Origin of the sequence: Shouchella hunanensis (assembly GCF_028735875.1) — a bacterium.
Taxonomy (GTDB): domain Bacteria; phylum Bacillota; class Bacilli; order Bacillales; family Bacillaceae_D; genus Shouchella; species Shouchella hunanensis.
Window position 1 is genome coordinate 3,527,159 of record NZ_CP117834.1, and the last position, 15,985, is coordinate 3,543,143.

Sequence of the window (15,985 nt, forward strand, 5' to 3'; positions counted from 1 at the left end):
TGAAGAGAGGGCATGCACATACTATGCATGCCCAAATCATTATTTACGAGATATGTCTTCATTTCCTGGTGTATCGGATAATGTCCACGTTAATGTTGTTGAATAGTTTTTTGCATACTTTGTGGTCGAACCAGGCACTTCTAAAGAAACGCTGGAATCTGCATTCTCACTCGTTCCGAAGTGATACGTATACGTACCTGCGCCTTCTCCTTTGCTCGCTTGAAGCGGGGAGCTTTTGACTTCAGGTGTAAGAGTAAATGATTCTTCGGCATGAGATGGTTTTGATGAAGCAGCAATGGACTTTACTGCAGCATGATTGACCGTAATTTCTGCACCATTTAGCACTTCGTTATCTACTGTTGCAAACTGACCGTTTTGAACAACTGACAACGTCCAACCACTTTCCGTTCCCCGATTATCTGTCACTTGGACGTAGAGAGGGCTAACCTTGTCAGAATTTCTAAATGTTTGTGGAGCTGCGTAATAGGTTTCTGTCGCTGAAGTAATCTTATGCTCGCCAAACTCAAAAGATGCCGCATAATCGATACTTAATGGTCCTGGTGTACCAGGATTTGGTCCTGGACCTTCAGGATCCGTTGGATCGATTGGCTCTACAGGCGTTTCTGGGTTTGGATCTTCTGGATCTACAGGAGGCGTAACATCCTCATTTGGAACGAATTTTATTTTAGCGTTTGTATCATATGTGGAACTAGTATTTGCAAAAGCCGTATTCCCCGTAGTAATAAGTGCAAATGCTAAAGCAGTAATGGTTAAAACCTTCATTTTTTTCATCATTTTTCTCCGTTTCTACTATAAATTAGTTGTTATTACCTGGTACATCTGACAATGTCCACGTTAATGTAGTGCGGTATTCAGTATTATCTTTCGGTGTAACACCAGGAACAAATAATTCAATAGCTGGTGTAATAACGTCGCCGCCTTCTAACGAAGTAAGACCTCCAAAATGATTGACCCATGTACCAGCCCCGGCACCTTTTGCTGCGGACATCACAAGTGTAGAGGCACCTTCAGGATCCAATTGAAACGAATTCGTAGCGGTTGGCGCCGTCACATCGTTAAGCGTGCCTTTTATAGTTGGTTCGCTAAAGGAAATAGAAGCACCTGTTAATGTAGTGTGTTGTGCGTTTTCATTTTCAAATTGTCCATTTTGTTTCACGTGCAAAGACCAACCAGCATTTGAGCCACGATTATCTGTAATTTGGACATAGTTAGGAACAAAGCGGCCATCGCTTAGCTCTTGTGCTTTTGCAGCATAGACACGATCTTTCGTAGAAATTTCGTTTTCCCCAAAATTTAGACTAGAAGCATAATCAATGCTTAAAGGACCTGGAGTACCGGGGTTAGGTCCGGTTGGGTCAGTTGGGTCAATTGGGGTAACCGGTTCTTCTGGATTAGGGTTTTCTGGATCAAGTGGCTCTGTAATGTCTTTGTTCGGAATAAACTGCACAGAACCATTCGAATCATATGTACCTCCGTTTTCTGCCTTTGCTAGGCCACTAAACGATAATGTAACAGCGGCAATAACAGTGAATAAGAGAGCTTTTTTCATTTCATTTCCTCATTTCTAATATGATAGGTTTGTTTTTTTAACATGCTTTATCAGTACAAATGCAAGAAGGAAACATCCGACTCCGCCTAAAAGAAATAGAAGAGGAGGTTGATCTCCAGTCTGTGGTAATACATCTAAAATAGGTGCTTCATTTCCTTCCTCTAATGGCTGCTCTGGGTATTCACCGAAAAAACCAACTCCAGCATCTGTTTCTGTGTTTGCCATTGCTATGCTAGGATTAAATAGAGAAAAGAGACATATAAGCAGTGCAGTAAGAACAAAAGGGGCGTTACGTTTAACGTCATCACCCCCTTTCAATAAGAGGTGCCTCATGTGACTATTCATTGGCAGGAACATCCTGTAATGTCCATGTCAATTCTGCTTGATAGGATTGATCCACTCTGGCTTTCCCTGGAGATACGTCAAGAAAGAACCCTGCCTTGTTGCCGCTCTCTGTCCAACGGTCGGAAATGACATCTTCAAATCCGTTTGTTATACGTCCGGAAGCGACGAGAGAGGCATTCGAGCCAATTGTCTGCTGATTGCCGTTTTCAATGTATAGGAGAGTGGCAGAAAGTGCTTCTCCTGTGTTACGGTCTCGAAACGCTTCCTTTTGTTTTACCGATAACGCCCAATGTGTTTTTAAATGACGTGTGTCTGTAATTGTTAGTTTGTTTTCTGGAACCACTTCTCCAAAGTATTGCTGATGACTAGATGAAACGACTTGAGTACCAAAATCGAGATGTGGCGCCACAAAGGATAAAGCACCATCTGTAATCGTAATAGGCACTTGAATGACCTTGTTTACTCCGGAATAAGTGGTACTCTCAATTTTCACACCAATGGTATACGTACCTGGTACTGATACATCAGGTAGCGCTTCTGCTAGGCCAACAACACGAGCAGCTTGATGTAATCGAGTTGGCGTAATACGCATGTTCTTTACGAAACTACTTAAATCCCACGTAGAAGGATCTGTTCCTGCGTGAAACGTTTGAGGAACGGGTTCTCCATCAATCTGAATGGCTTTTAACGTGATGCTCGATTCATTCGTTGATACTTGCCCTTGAAACGCGCCAGAGCTAGCTACAGCAAAGGCTTGATTTGCTAATGGTCCTGTTGCTCTGTCGTCTACTTTCACGCGAAACGTAAGTGTTTTTGAACTAGCCACTCCTATATTTCCTGCTTGAAAGGTAAGTTTCTGTCCATCTATACTAGTTGGCTTATCTTTTGAACCGTCAGCTACATACGTAAGGCCAGATGGAAGACGATCTTCCACTTGTACATTTTGCCACGTTGCACCCAGCCCATTTTCAGCGGGATTTTGTAGTGTAATTTCATATTCAAGAGTGTCACCTGGGTAAGCTGAACTATCTCTTTGAAAGTTTGCTTCACCAGACGTCAGGTTACGGACGCGCTTTTCGGCTCTTGGGCGTTGAGGTAAATCTGCATAGGCAATCGCATAGACGCCAACCTCTTCACCTGTTGCACCTGTAAATCCCCAATAAACACGGTTGTTGTTAAATACATTGCGATAATCAGGGATGGAATAAGTAGTTGTTTGACCAGCAAACGAGTACGAAAGCCTTCCACCAAAATTTGATGTTTTCTCCCATTTAACAGTAAAAGACTGCCAGTTATTATTAATAATCGTTCGATAGGTTATATTGGAATGAACCATTCTAGCATTTTGTGTTCCAAAAATCCCTCGGTCGATCACAGAAGGATTAACCACCGCTGTATGACTTTGATTCTGTAAGCCTCGATCGCTATAATCGCCATTATGATACGTATCAAATTCAAAAGAGAGCGCATTTTGAATAAATCCTGTATATGAACGTTCTCGAAGTGTCCCATATGCACCAAGCGATTCCCCACGTTGTCCAATTGCCTGTAAGCCTCTAGGATCATTGTGCATCGTAAACGTTAAGCCGTCTGCGATTTGCCTTTGGTTCGGATTCGCACCATTGATATATAGGTGCATGGTCGTTTGAAAGGATTGGTTTAAATCAATCTGTTCGTTAAACCACATCGCCGAAGATTTATTTCGCGTTCCATCTGCGAGCACACGCACGTTTGAATTACGGTGTTGTGCCACGTTACGATCACCCGCATACGTAAACAAATCTGAAACGTTTGGCCCTCCTACAGGCGGTAGTGGGATGGTGCTGACGTTTGCAAGGTCTACAGATGAAGTTGTGAACCGTTCTTTCACAGCATTTAATTGGCTTTGTAAGTCATCAGTCACATCGTCTTGTTGTGGTTGCTCATTTGATTTTTGCTGAGGTTCATCTTCATGTCTGTCGGTTGCTTCTTCTAACTCCGGTTCTTCTGGTTGGTCTACAGGATCAACGCTTTTGTCATCATCCGTTTCTTCCATAACTGGAGGTTTCTCTTCATCGGTAGTACCACCGGTGTCATTTGTTTCATCTAATGTCGGTTCACTTTCTTTATCTTCACCTAGATTTTCTGATGCTTCTTCTTGTTCTTCGTCTGTTTTAGACTCTTCCTGGTTTTCTTGGTGTTCAGGATGATCAATGTCTGTAGGTATGTCGCTCTCTTGATCCGCTTCTTCATCATGTGAATTTTCGTTTTCATTCTGTTCGTTAGCTTCACTGATATGTACAGTAACGTTTTTAAAAAGCGATTTTTCATCATTCGTTATGGATTGTACGGAAATATCATAAATTCCTGAGTGCATGGCACGTAAAGTGAGTTTCCTGACTTCTTGATTGGCTTGAAAGACAAGTTGATTCAACTCTTCATTGTATTCAATGTGTTCATCATCATTTGACTGCTCCCAAGTTAGTTGATCTGGTAATGTAAGCACCCAATTCTTTTCTTCTGAATCATTGATATGAATCGTAAAAGGCTGCTCGACAACTAAATCTTCTTCATTCTCAATGGAGAATGGGGCAGGAGGTCTGTCTTCATCTGCATGGACAAGAATTTCTTGAAAAGGAATAGAAGCAACGATTAACAAGACTGATAGACAGATATAAAAGAACTGTCGTTGAAGCAACCGGTTGGTAAGAGGATCACGATTACACATATGTTGTTTCCTCTAATGAGTTATGAATGAGATAATCGTTTTCCTCAAATAGCATTGATCGAACTTCTTTCAAAAAATGAATTTGAGCAGGGGATATTGTTTCGAAATTCATTAAGTCATGGCGCAAATAATTTAAATGCCATAATCGATCAAGCTCTTCTTTTGTTCGTTTTTCATGAAAAGTTTGTAAAGCAATTTCAAGTACATCACGTGCAGGAAGGTGAGCAGCAAGACTTAAATCTTTCCGCAACCGTTTATCTATTTCATGTAATAATCGATATGCTTTTACATTTGTACTCATATAACCATCTCCATTTCAAGACAATAGAACTAGGAACTAATCATCATCATACGCTATTGTCTGTCAGAAAATGGTCTCTATTTTTACACTGTAATGGAAAAAAATGATACATGACACCCTTATATATTAGCCTAAAGCTAAAAAAATAAAAATATTTATCTTAGGAAAATAGTAATGTTTTAACAAAATATAATTTAAAATCTGATAGTTATGCACTCAGGTGTTTTTTTATGTAATGGCAACAACAGAAGAAGCATGCTGATCAGCGCGGTTTAATTGTAAAAGTGCGCCTTCTTATGTTGTTAAATTATTATAAAAAATACATTTTTTTATTATCGACTGTTTAACAATCTGCTATGATGAAAAGAGTTCGTTTGCTTTTACAACAGAATAATGAGGAGGCACGGTGTTATGAGGTATCAAAAAGAATGGTTTGCAACAGCAATGCTCTCGTTTATGGTTTTAAGTTTGCAACAACCAGCTTTAGCGGAGGGGCCAAATGATCCAGCACCTGTTTTACAACCAAATCAGCCTAATGGTAAAACCGTTTTATTCGACAATAGCCACGGTCAAACGGCTGGTCAATCTGATTGGGTAATTGATGGAGCGTTTTCTGATTTTGCAGATGCGTTAGTGGAAGAGGGATATTTAGTGAAGGAGCATCGTGGGACAGAACCGTTGTCTCTAGATGACTTAAATGATGTTGATGTCTTTGTCATACCAGAAGCACAAATTCCTTTTAAAGCGATTGAACAAGATGCGATTGCTAGTTTCGCGGAAAATGGTGGCGGCGTTTTCTTTATTGCCGATCACTACAATGCAGATCGGAACTTGAATCGCTGGGATTCAAATGAAATTATGAATGGTTGGCGGAGAGGCGCTTACGAAGAGCCAACAAAAGGAATGAGTGCAGGTGAAATTGAAGCGATGGAAGGGGTAACAAGTTCAGATTGGTTAAGTGATGAATTTGGTGTTCGCTTTCGTTTTAACGCCATTGACAATACAGCCGGAGATATCATCGTTCCTGTTGAAGAATCATTTGGTATTACAGAAGGAATTGAAGAGGTGTCTATCCACGCAGGGTCAACAATGGCAATTATGAATGAAGAGATTGCTAAAGGGATTGTCTACTTGCCAGAAGGATTAACAGAGCAAGCAAATTCATGGGGACCTGCTGTTGATCAAGGTGTTTATTTTGGCGGTGGAATAGATGAAGGTCCGTTTGTAGCGATTGGCAAAAAAGGAGACGGGAAGTCTGCTTTTATTGGTGATTCTTCTCCCGTAGAAGATAGCACCCCAAAATACCGTAATGAAGAGCACGGGGGAGTGAAACGAACGTATGACGGTTTTATCGATCGTGATAATGGAGCACTTCTTGTGAACGTTATTCATTGGCTAGCTGAACAAGAGGACTACCATACATTTGCAGAAATTGATCTTCCGCTCGATGAGCCTTCGCCTATATTAGAAATGGAGACACCTGAACACTCAACAGAGCCGCAGGTTGAGCCATGGAGAGCGCCACAAACAGGTTATCTCTGGTATGATCGCACAACATTTGCGAATGGCTCTTACGGTTCCGACGTAGCACCTCCAGTTGACATTTCCTATCAAGTGGAAACACCTGCTGTATTACCAGCAGATGGGACACCGTTTCAAGTAACAATTACGCTAACGAATATGCAGCCCAATCAAGTGATTGCGAATGCAGATATGCAAGTCTATCTTCAAGGTGGAACAGCGGTCTCGCAAATTCAACGAGCTGACGGCTCATGGCCGAGCGGGTATGGGTATCAATCCGTTGGAACACTTCGAGCGGACGGAACCGGTAAAGCGGAGATGCGTGTAACGATGCGCCTTGGCAATGGAGTAACAGAAGGACCAGCAAACATTCGCTTACGTGTCGGCGCTGGTAATAATGTAGTGACGAAAGCAGTCACAATCGGTTCAGCCGAAGAGGAGGAACAGCCACCTGTCGAGGAAGCGGCGTTTACTTTAATGTACCCAAATCCGATGCCTTTAGATGGTTCGACTTTTCCAGTTGAAGTGGCACTAACGGGGCTCACACCATGGCAGACTATTTCAAACGCACAGCTTCAAGTTTATATTGCAGGTGGACAATCTATCTCGCAAATTCAACGAGCTGATGGTTCCTGGCCTACAAACTATGGCTACTTTAATGTCGGTGATGTTACTGCGAATCAACAAGGTCGAGCGAGTAAAACGGTGAACATGCGCTTAAATAAAAATACTCAAGCAGATCTAGGGAGCATTCGTCTACGTTTAGGTAGTGGTAATAACGTACTTACAGAAACAGTTACACTTCAGGCTGTTCAACCGACAAGCTTTTTAGCTCCTCGGTTTCACCAATATGTTGACCACTTCCAATCGGTTGATGGAAACATAAGCTCATCATAAAACAAAGAAGCGAGCTCAATAGGAGCTCGCTTCTTTGTTTGTCTTTGAAAACACTTCGTTCAGCGTTTTTACCAAAAACGTTAAATCATTTTCGGTTGATGTGAGTGGAGGGGCTATAATGAGTACATTTCCTCCTGAAGGAACTGTATCGCCGTTTTTACCAATAATGAGTCCTTTTTTCTGACAGGCAGCCACAATCGCTTTTACCGCTTCGTCTGGGAGTGGTTCTTTTGTTTGTTTATTTGCCACGAGTTCAATCCCATATAAAAAACCGACACCACGTACTTCACCAACGAACGAGTGTGATGCGAGCTCACGAATCCGTCGAAGAACGTTTTGTTCTAGTTTAGCTACTCGGTTCACAATGTGTTCTCGTTCAATAATCTCAATTGTTTTTAACGCAACGGCACAAGATGCAGGGTGGCCCCCGTATGTGGAGATATGTCGGAAATGACTGGTTGATCCATTTGTCTTAAATGATTGATAAATTGATTCATGTACGCATGTGGCACCAAGAGGTAAGTAGCCTGCGGTTAGTCCTTTTGCAAGTGTTATGATGTCCGGGTAAAAGTCATCCCCATGCATGTAGCCAAATAATTTTCCAGTACGTCCGAAGCCAGATACAACTTCATCTAAAATAAGTAAGACGTTGTGCCGTGTACATATCTCTCGAACCTTCTTGTAATAGACATCGGACTGTGGATGGATGACACCACCACCAGAAATAACTGGCTCCATAATGAAAGCAGCAATGGTCTCTGCACCTTCCCATAGAATCGTTTGCTCAAGGTACTCAGCGGCTCGAAGGTCATCTTCTTCATAGGAGCCAAAGCTACTTCGATAAGCATACGGAGGAGGGATGTGTACAAACCCTGGAACGTTTACATCATACTTGATTTTTCGATTTGCTTGCGCCGTAGCTGCCAGCGCACCAAGAGAATTTCCATGGTAAGCGCGGTAGCGAGAGATAATCTTTGTTTTTTCTGGATTACCTGATTGCTTATGATGTTGGCGTGCGATTTTAAATGCCGTTTCGTTCGCATCTGAACCACCATTTGCAAAAAACGAACGGTAGCCACCACCAAGAAGCTCACTTAATTTTTCTGCTAAATCAATTGCCGGTTTATGACCAAAAGAAAGAGGAAAGTATGCTAACGATTTCATTTGGTTAGCTGCAGCTTCAATAATCTCTTCCTGACCATGTCCTAAATTTAAGCACCATAATCCTGAAACCCCATCAAAATATCGCTTTCCAGTAGTATCTGTAAACCAAGAACCTTTACCAGATTCTGCGATTAGTGGTGTTCCGTTCCCTTGATACGGCTTCATCCCATGCCATAAATAATCTTGGTCTTTCTCACTATAGCTCTTTTTCGTCTCTGCTTCCACGTAACGAACCTCCCTACAGTTTATTCGTTAGTTTATAAATGGTTTCCAATAGGACGCTGGCACCATTTGCGCATGCCTCCCACGAAGTATATTCATTTTCAGCGTGACTAATACCGCCAGCACTCGGAACGAAAATCATCGCCGTTGGTATAATCCCGGCAATAAATTGAGCATCGTGTCCAGCGCCGCTTACCATTCTTTTGTAAGAATAGTGAAGCGCTTTTGTAGATTCTTCTACTTGTTCAACAATTTCCTCATCAAACCAAACGGTATGTCGTCCCCATAATTTTGTTGCTTTAGAGGGGAGAGGGGATTCATTAGTAATATCGGTGAGAATGGCTTCTACTTGTTCAACAACGGCTTCGTCTTTATGCCTTGCTTCAATGGAAAAGACGACTTTGTTTGGAATGACCGTGTGAATATTGGGAGAAACCGAAAAGCGGCCAATTGTATAGACTAAATCTGAATCAAGCTGAGCCAATCGGTCATGAAGGATGTTCATACAGTAATTTGCAGCCGTAAGAGCATCTTTCCTCAATGACTGAGGTGTGGTTCCAGCGTGATTGGATTGACCAGTAATCTCAATCTCATAACAGCACATGCCTACAACACACTCGACAACACCAATATCAAGCTGAAGTTGTTCCAAAATGGGTCCTTGTTCAATATGAAGCTCAAGAAAAGCAGCGGCTTGGTTTAGACGATGTGCACGAGATCCTTTAAAGCCTGACAATTCAAGGGCATCTCCGAACGTAACGCCAGATTGATCAATTTTTTTAATCATTGTACTTACATCGAATTTCCCTGCTACTATACCGGATGCCATCATAGATGGTTCAAATCGTGCGCCTTCTTCATTTGTAAAGTTAATAATGCCAACAGGCCGATTTAATTCGACGCCTTGATCAAGGATGACTCGAATCACTTCTAACCCTGCTGCGACCCCCAGGACACCATCAAAGCGTCCGCCTTTTTTTACAGTATCGAGATGCGATCCCATATAAATAGGTGGTTGATCCGGATTTTTTCCTGAGAGCAGGGCATACATATTGCCAAGATCATCCCATTGAACAGATAGTCCTAGAGCCTCGCATTGATCTTTAAAGTACGTTCGCGCTTGAATATCTTCTTTTGATAAAGCTAAGCGGGTAACGCCTTTGTTTTTCGTCTCACCAATTTTGGCAAAATCACGAAGTGTGTTCATAAGGCGATCACGATTAATACGAAGATTTCCTGTCTTCATGAGTCATCACCTTTTTGCTGATGAAAAAAGAGGGTTGATGCATATTTACGTGCATTTGCATTACCGATTGTAAGCATTTCGTGTTTTTGATCATTTGAAAAGGAGATATCAGAACCGTTCAAATGATCAATGATGGTATTAATTTTTAACCCCTCCGCTAAAAACGCATCAATTTGTTTTCGTTCGTTTTCGAAGTGAAAGTGTTCTGCCATAAAAGCCACCTCCTTGTCTAAAGTTCGACTCGATCATTTGAAAGCGTATTGCCATAACGTGCTCGTTTTATAAAGACACCATCTCCCGGTAAACCAACATAGGAGCCATTATGAATAATGACTTGCCCCCGTGACAGTACAGTGCGAGGAACTCCTTTTACTTGCATTCCTTCAAATGCATTATAGTCAACCGCTAAATGATGCGAGGTAACCGATAATGTTCGCTCCACACTTGGGTCAAATAAAACAAGATCCGCGTCGGCGCCAACAGAGATACTCCCTTTCTTCGGGTACATCCCAAATAATTTTGCTGCTCTTGTTGAGGTGATATCAACAAATTGATTTAAGCTTATTCGTCCTTTTTCAACGCCTTCTGAATACACAATACTCATGCGATCTTCAATAATCGGACCACCATTTGGAATTTTAGTAAAATCGTCTTTGCCTAAACTTTTTTGACTGTCAAAGTCAAATGAACATTGATCACTACCAATCGTCTGCAATCCACCTGTTTTTAACGCATTCCATAGCGTATCTTGATGTTCTTTCGGGCGAAGGGGAGGTGACCAAACGTATTTTGCCCCTTCAAAATCTGCTTTTCGAAGCGCCTCTTCATCAAGCACCAAATATTGAGGGCACGTTTCTCCCCAAATATCCGCACCTTGTTTGCGTGCTTCTTCAATTTGTTTAACTGCTTCAGCACATGTAACGTGAACAACATAGAGCTGTGATCCTGCTAATGCTGTTAGTTGACAAGCCCGACCTGTCGCTTCGCCTTCTGCTTCTACCGGTCGGGTCAGTGCATGATAAATGGGATCGGTTTGCCCTTTGGCAAGTGCCTGTTTCGTTAAATAGTCAATCACATCTCCATTTTCTGCATGAACCATGACGAGAGCACCTAGCTCTTTTGCTTTTATTAACGTTTCAAATAACGTCGCATCATCTGCTTGGAAAACATTTTTATACGCCATAAATACTTTAAAGGACGTAATGCCTTCATTAGAGATAACAGAAGGGAGTTCCTTTAACACGTCCTCGGTCATTTCACCAATCATTAAGTGAAAACTATAGTCAATCGCCGCTTTTCCGGCTGATTTGTCGTGCCATGTTTGGATGGCTTTTTTTAACGGTTTTCCTTTTTCAGTTAAACAAAAGTCAACTATAGTTGTGGTGCCGCCAAATGCAGCTCCAATTGTACCTGTTTCAAAATTATCTTTTGTTACCGTACCGCCAAAGGGCATATCTAAATGAGTGTGGGGATCAACACCACCAGGGAAAACAAAACAACCTGTGGCGTCAATGGTGTCATCTACATGTCCAAACGTTGCGGCGCTACCGATGCCAGCTATTTTTTCGTTTTCAATCAATACGTCTGCTTGATACGTATCGGATGCCGTTACGATCGTCCCGTTCTTAATCACTTTTTTCATAAACGCTCACTCCTTAAGATTGAGGGGATTTCATTGACGCCAGGCTGCTTTGGCGATCATTCCATGACATAGGAGGCAGGCCATTTTCTTTCACGACCATATCAATTGCGCCGTCCACTGGGCAAACGATGGAACATAGATTACAGCCAACGCACTCGTCTTCGTTTACTTTTAAGTATGGAGCTCCTTTTTCGTCGACAAATCGTTCTATACATTGATGGGCTGTGTCTTCACATGAAATGTGGCACTTATTACAGTTAATACACACATCCGTATGAATAGACGCGACCACTTGATGGTTGAGATTCACATTGCCCCAGTCAGAGTAACGCTGTATCGATTTACCGGTTAAATCGCGAACAGAGGAAAGCCCCTTGTCGTCTAGGTACGTGGAAAGACCGTCAATCATGTCTTCTACAATTCGAAATCCGTGATGCATTGCCGCTGTACATACTTGCACATTGGTCGCACCCATTAACAGAAATTCAACAGCGTTTTGCCAATTGGCTATACCGCCAATCCCGGAAATCGGAACCGTCACACGTGGATTTCTGGCACAGTCACCTAACATGTGAAGCGCAATTGGTTTGACGGCAGGCCCGCAATAGCCACCGTGCGTTCCTAGACCATCGACATTCGGTACCGTTTGCCATGAGTGAATGTCGACTCCAGCTAGGCTGTTAATGGTATTGATTAGGCTAATAGCATCCGCACCGCCTTGCACAGCAGATTCCGCGGTTACGGTAATGTCTGTAATATTTGGCGTTAGTTTAACGATCACAGGTGTTTGAGCTACTTCTTTCACCCATTCCGTTTGTTTCTGCACGAGCTCTGGCACCTGACCAGACGCTGCGCCCATACCACGTTCGGCCATACCGTGAGGACAGCCGAAATTTAGTTCTAAGCCATCTACACCAACAGCCTCTACTTTTTTAACAATTTCATGCCATTTGTCTTGTTTTGGCTCGACCATTAATGAGGCGATGATCGCATGATCAGGAAACCGCTTTTTCGTTTCCTCAATTTCACGTAAATTGGTTTCAAGAGGACGATCAGAAATTAATTCAATGTTATTAAAACCTGCTACACGCTGACCATTAAAGTGAACAGCGGCAAATCGGGAGGTTGAGTTGATAATTGGCTCCCCTAACGTTTTCCACACGGCGCCACCCCAACCTGCTTCAAATGCACGCTGAACTTGATAGCCTGAATTTGTTGGAGGTGCACTGGCAAGCCAAAAGGGGTTAGGAGAGGAGATTCCAGCAAGGTTGCTGTATAGATCAGCCATAATGTGCCTCCTTTCGAACGTCTGTTAGAGTTCGATGAATCGAATACGCCGTTTGTTTTCCTTGTTCAGCTGCAGAGACGACCATTGCTTCACCTTGTCCATCACCGAAGATGACGTCGCCGCATGCATATACACCTTCAGCAGTTGTTTTAAACTGCTCGTTAATCGTGATTATCCCATTCTTTGTGTGAATGTTAGCCTGATCAAGCCAACTGTAGCGCGATTGCCCAATTGCACGAACGACAAAATCAGTTGGGATGACGGTAGTATGACCACTTGGAATCGGCCGACGCCGTCCATCTTGATCTGCTTCTCCAAGTGTCATTTGCATACATTCTACTCCAGTTACAGATCCATTCTCATCAAGAAGAATGCGAGTAGGAGAGTGAAGCCAGCGAAATTCAACGCCATCCTGCTTGGCAAAGGTATATTCAAAATCATAAGCCGTCATTTCATCTTCTGTACGACGGTAAAGGATTTTTACATTAGAAGCTCCTAGACGTACAGCGCATGTTGCCCCATCAATAGCTGTATTCCCAGCTCCAATCACGACACCATTTTTTCCGGAAAAATGAGTCGCAAGATCATCGGTTTTTGTTGCCTTCACAAAATCAATGGCGTCATAAACATCTTGTGCGTGTTCTCCCGGGATGCCTAAAGTAGGGACGCTCCCCATTCCGATCGCGAGAATAACTACATCATATGAGCTTTTTAATTCATCAAGAGTAATGTCTTCGCCGACACACGTATTTGTTTGTATCGTAACACCGAGAGACTTAACTTGTTCGACCTCCCAATAAGAGATTTTTTTTGGTAAACGAAACGACACAATGCCATACGTATCTAAACCACCAGCTTCTGACTCTTTTTCAAAAATGGTAACACCATGGCCGAGGCGAGCAAGCTCTCGTGCAGCAGATAAACCAGCTGGTCCACTGCCAACGATGGCTACACGTTGATTCGTTTTTTTGCCTGCTTTAAAAAGGATTTTCTTATTATGAATAGCCCAATCCGTTGCAAATCGCTGTAATTTGCCAATTGAAATCGCTTTAGAAGAATGGTTCAACACACAAGCACCTTCACACAGTTCCTCAGTAGGACAGACTCTGGCACAGCTAGCTCCTACAGGATTAGCTTCCATTATGGTTCGAGCAGAGCCAATTAAATTGGCAGTCGTAATTTTTTTAATGAAGCCGGGAATGTCAATACCTGTGGGACAAGCGGTAATGCAAGGAGCATCGTAGCAATACAAACAACGAGTTGCCTCATCTATTGCTTCTTGGCTAGAGAGTGGGGGTTCCACTTCTTCAAAATTCACCTGTAACTTGTCTAACAAATGCATGGAAACGCCTCCTTTTTTGAGATCGTAACGAAATGCTGCATAAAGCCGTTGCTGACTAAGTTTATCCACTTACAATAAAGATGAAAAATTCAAAATTCAACAACAGTGTTAGATTATATGTTACAAAACGTAAAAAATGAGTTGGAAGACAAGCCTCCTTTCAAAGAAGATAGGGAAGTGAAAGAACATCATGAGGGGATAGGGTGACGTACACCCTGACAAAGAGGTGAATATACTCATTTTTAACATAAATAGGGAAAGAAAGCTAGAGAAAGACGCGTATAAGAGACAAACGTCTTTCTCTACGCGTCAGATGAAGAGGAGGTTGTTGAGGTAACGACTGCCGTTGCAATCGCCATTGTTATCGATGTATCAATAAACTCTGTTGCCATCTTAACGGATTTTGATAATGGAAGGTTTTTGTTCAAATGTTTAACTTGCTTTTCAATCTTTTTTGCTTCATTACGATCCGTAAATACAATGTCTACTAGCTTACTTGATTGAAGAAGAGAGAGTAACATTAGGTGTCGCTCTTCATTTTTGTTTAAAGGTTCTTGTTGATTTGTTTTCTCCAAAATGGTTACTAATCGTTCACGAACGATAGGGATTAAATTCTCTTGTTTGCATTCGTAAGTGAATGATGGAAATAGTCCTAAAATATACTTTTTGTTCACAGTCAAAATAGTACTGTCTTCAAGCTTTCGAGCAATTGTATGCTGGATGTTATCTAGTCTTGATGGCAATGCTGTAACCCAGTATTCAGGCGTTTTTGGCTTTGAGTTGTCCATTAACATAAGGGTCTCCTCTAATAGAGGATCTGCGGCTTTCTTAGACAGTGGAACAATTTTTTTATGACGGACTTCAATAAGGGAATCGAGCAGCAGATCGGTAAGGATCGCTGCAGCTAGGCCATAAGAAAGTGAAGCGGCTGAGCGTGCGTATGGTTTCTTTTTATGGGGGTCAAGGGATAAAACAAACAGTTGTTCAGCAAGTAAATGCATACGTATCAATCCTCCTACTTTTCTTACGACCAAACAGGTAAATACGTTTCACATTTTTATGAAAAAAGCCTACTCTGTAAAAAATAAGATGCCGACACAAGTAACGAAAGCAACGCATATTAGCTGCCAAAAGAGAAAGAACTTTTTCTATTTTAGGGTTTTCGTTATAGATAAAATAAATTATAATGAAATGAATAATTTTAACACAGTGTTACAGAAATCGTGAATATTCAATCTTCACGTAATCATTAATGATTTGTTTGAAAAAAGGGGCTCTGGAATGAAAAAGATGAGTAATGAGAATCTTAACCAAATGGTCGAGAAGATGGTTGAGATGAGAAAAATGTTAGGTATTAGTAGAGTTGAGTTAGCAAAAAGAACTGGTTTAAATCAGACCCTAATCAGAAAGTTAGAAAGAGGAATGGATAGAGCACATGTCGATGATTATATGATGATAATTGATACCTTAACAATGGAAATGCTTGTTCGAGACCTTTTGCCGAAAGACAGGAAAGGATAATAATTGTAGGGTTAAACTCTTTTTAAAACGAAGGAGCGTGTTTTTCATGCGAGAAACGTTTGTATTTAAAGATGGAGTTCATAGCAACTTTGATAAAACATATGAATTTTATATCTAAGATGCCATCATAGGCATCTTATTTTTATGTTTCCCAACATGCATCAATATATTGGGAAACACGTTAAATTCGACAAATCTTAAATTTAATATGGTGAAGTT

The 15,985-nt window shown here is 41.8% G+C and carries 14 protein-coding genes; 2 read left to right on the forward strand and 12 right to left on the reverse strand.

Translation table 11 applies throughout. From position 1 onward, the window contains the following. Positions 1 to 39 precede the first annotated feature (39 nt). Genes PQ477_RS18125 through PQ477_RS18145 form a run of 5 tightly spaced genes read right to left on the reverse strand, consistent with a single transcriptional unit; the run spans position 40 to position 4,923 of the window. A complete protein-coding gene (locus PQ477_RS18125; protein WP_274272633.1) occupies positions 40 to 792 on the reverse strand; it encodes a WxL domain-containing protein in 753 nt (250 codons plus the stop codon). Between the two features lie 25 nt (positions 793 to 817). Beyond that, a complete protein-coding gene (locus PQ477_RS18130; protein WP_274272634.1) occupies positions 818 to 1,570 on the reverse strand; it encodes a WxL domain-containing protein in 753 nt (250 codons plus the stop codon). Positions 1,571 to 1,585: 15 nt separating this feature from the next. Next, positions 1,586 to 1,915, reverse strand: coding sequence for an LPXTG cell wall anchor domain-containing protein (locus PQ477_RS18135; RefSeq protein WP_274272635.1), 330 nt, complete (start codon positions 1,913 to 1,915; stop codon positions 1,586 to 1,588). Next, positions 1,908 to 4,622, reverse strand: a complete 2,715-nt coding sequence (locus tag PQ477_RS18140) for a lectin-like domain-containing protein (protein WP_274272636.1) — start codon at positions 4,620 to 4,622, stop codon at positions 1,908 to 1,910. Before PQ477_RS18140 ends, PQ477_RS18135 begins: the two co-directional genes overlap by 8 nt. Next, positions 4,615 to 4,923 carry a hypothetical protein gene (locus PQ477_RS18145; RefSeq protein ID WP_035398999.1) on the reverse strand — a complete coding sequence of 103 codons (309 nt, stop codon included), beginning with the start codon at positions 4,921 to 4,923 and terminating at the stop codon, positions 4,615 to 4,617. Before PQ477_RS18145 ends, PQ477_RS18140 begins: the two co-directional genes overlap by 8 nt. Before the next feature lie 411 nt (positions 4,924 to 5,334). Between PQ477_RS18145 and PQ477_RS18150 the strand changes: the two genes are divergently transcribed. Then, complete coding sequence (locus tag PQ477_RS18150; RefSeq protein WP_274272637.1) at positions 5,335 to 7,341, forward strand: motility-associated ABC transporter substrate-binding family protein; 2,007 nt, start codon at positions 5,335 to 5,337, stop codon at positions 7,339 to 7,341. Positions 7,342 to 7,356: 15 nt separating this feature from the next. Here PQ477_RS18150 and PQ477_RS18155 read toward each other — a convergent pair whose 3' ends face one another. The 7 genes from PQ477_RS18155 to PQ477_RS18185 form a co-directional block, all read right to left on the reverse strand. Next, positions 7,357 to 8,730: an aminotransferase gene (locus PQ477_RS18155; protein WP_274272638.1), complete on the reverse strand. Its 1,374-nt coding sequence runs from the start codon at positions 8,728 to 8,730 to the stop codon at positions 7,357 to 7,359. 13 nt (positions 8,731 to 8,743) lie between these two features. Beyond that, on the reverse strand, positions 8,744 to 9,973 hold the full coding sequence (locus PQ477_RS18160) for a Zn-dependent hydrolase (RefSeq protein WP_274272639.1): 1,230 nt from the start codon (positions 9,971 to 9,973) through the stop codon (positions 8,744 to 8,746). Beyond that, complete coding sequence (locus PQ477_RS18165) at positions 9,970 to 10,185, reverse strand: hypothetical protein (RefSeq protein WP_274272640.1); 216 nt, start codon at positions 10,183 to 10,185, stop codon at positions 9,970 to 9,972. Before PQ477_RS18165 ends, PQ477_RS18160 begins: the two co-directional genes overlap by 4 nt. A 17-nt stretch (positions 10,186 to 10,202) precedes the next feature. Continuing rightward, positions 10,203 to 11,615, reverse strand: a complete 1,413-nt coding sequence (gene hydA / locus PQ477_RS18170; protein WP_274272641.1) for a dihydropyrimidinase — start codon at positions 11,613 to 11,615, stop codon at positions 10,203 to 10,205. Between the two features lie 13 nt (positions 11,616 to 11,628). Then, the gene (gene preA / locus PQ477_RS18175; protein ID WP_274272642.1) at positions 11,629 to 12,903 is read right to left on the reverse strand and encodes an NAD-dependent dihydropyrimidine dehydrogenase subunit PreA; all 1,275 of its coding nucleotides are present in this window, start codon (positions 12,901 to 12,903) and stop codon (positions 11,629 to 11,631) included. Beyond that, positions 12,896 to 14,245, reverse strand: a complete 1,350-nt coding sequence (locus PQ477_RS18180; protein ID WP_274272643.1) for an NAD(P)-dependent oxidoreductase — start codon at positions 14,243 to 14,245, stop codon at positions 12,896 to 12,898. The genes preA and PQ477_RS18180 overlap by 8 nt, the downstream gene beginning before the upstream one ends. Before the next feature lie 302 nt (positions 14,246 to 14,547). Then, positions 14,548 to 15,246 (reverse strand): GOLPH3/VPS74 family protein, encoded by a 699-nt coding sequence (locus PQ477_RS18185; RefSeq protein WP_144558977.1) that lies wholly within the window; start codon positions 15,244 to 15,246, stop codon positions 14,548 to 14,550. A gap of 280 nt (positions 15,247 to 15,526) precedes the next feature. On the opposite strand from PQ477_RS18185, the gene PQ477_RS18190 reads away from it, so the two are divergent. Further along, positions 15,527 to 15,766: a helix-turn-helix domain-containing protein gene (locus PQ477_RS18190; protein ID WP_060705770.1), complete on the forward strand. Its 240-nt coding sequence runs from the start codon at positions 15,527 to 15,529 to the stop codon at positions 15,764 to 15,766. Positions 15,767 to 15,985: the final 219 nt, after the last annotated feature.

What these genes read in the sequence shown, in the direction of transcription:
- PQ477_RS18125 (WP_274272633.1), bottom strand. Translation starts at nt 792, where the DNA reads ATGAAAAAAATGAAGGTTTTAACCATTACTGCTTTAGCATTTGCACTT.
- PQ477_RS18130 (WP_274272634.1), bottom strand. Translation starts at nt 1,570, where the DNA reads ATGAAAAAAGCTCTCTTATTCACTGTTATTGCCGCTGTTACATTATCG.
- PQ477_RS18135 (WP_274272635.1), bottom strand. Translation starts at nt 1,915, where the DNA reads ATGAATAGTCACATGAGGCACCTCTTATTGAAAGGGGGTGATGACGTT.
- PQ477_RS18140 (WP_274272636.1), bottom strand. Translation starts at nt 4,622, where the DNA reads ATGTGTAATCGTGATCCTCTTACCAACCGGTTGCTTCAACGACAGTTC.
- PQ477_RS18145 (WP_035398999.1), bottom strand. Translation starts at nt 4,923, where the DNA reads ATGAGTACAAATGTAAAAGCATATCGATTATTACATGAAATAGATAAA.
- PQ477_RS18150 (WP_274272637.1), top strand. Translation starts at nt 5,335, where the DNA reads ATGAGGTATCAAAAAGAATGGTTTGCAACAGCAATGCTCTCGTTTATG.
- PQ477_RS18160 (WP_274272639.1), bottom strand. Translation starts at nt 9,973, where the DNA reads ATGAAGACAGGAAATCTTCGTATTAATCGTGATCGCCTTATGAACACA.
- PQ477_RS18165 (WP_274272640.1), bottom strand. Translation starts at nt 10,185, where the DNA reads ATGGCAGAACACTTTCACTTCGAAAACGAACGAAAACAAATTGATGCG.
- hydA (WP_274272641.1), bottom strand. Translation starts at nt 11,615, where the DNA reads ATGAAAAAAGTGATTAAGAACGGGACGATCGTAACGGCATCCGATACG.
- preA (WP_274272642.1), bottom strand. Translation starts at nt 12,903, where the DNA reads ATGGCTGATCTATACAGCAACCTTGCTGGAATCTCCTCTCCTAACCCC.
- PQ477_RS18180 (WP_274272643.1), bottom strand. Translation starts at nt 14,245, where the DNA reads ATGCATTTGTTAGACAAGTTACAGGTGAATTTTGAAGAAGTGGAACCC.
- PQ477_RS18185 (WP_144558977.1), bottom strand. Translation starts at nt 15,246, where the DNA reads ATGCATTTACTTGCTGAACAACTGTTTGTTTTATCCCTTGACCCCCAT.
- PQ477_RS18190 (WP_060705770.1), top strand. Translation starts at nt 15,527, where the DNA reads ATGAAAAAGATGAGTAATGAGAATCTTAACCAAATGGTCGAGAAGATG.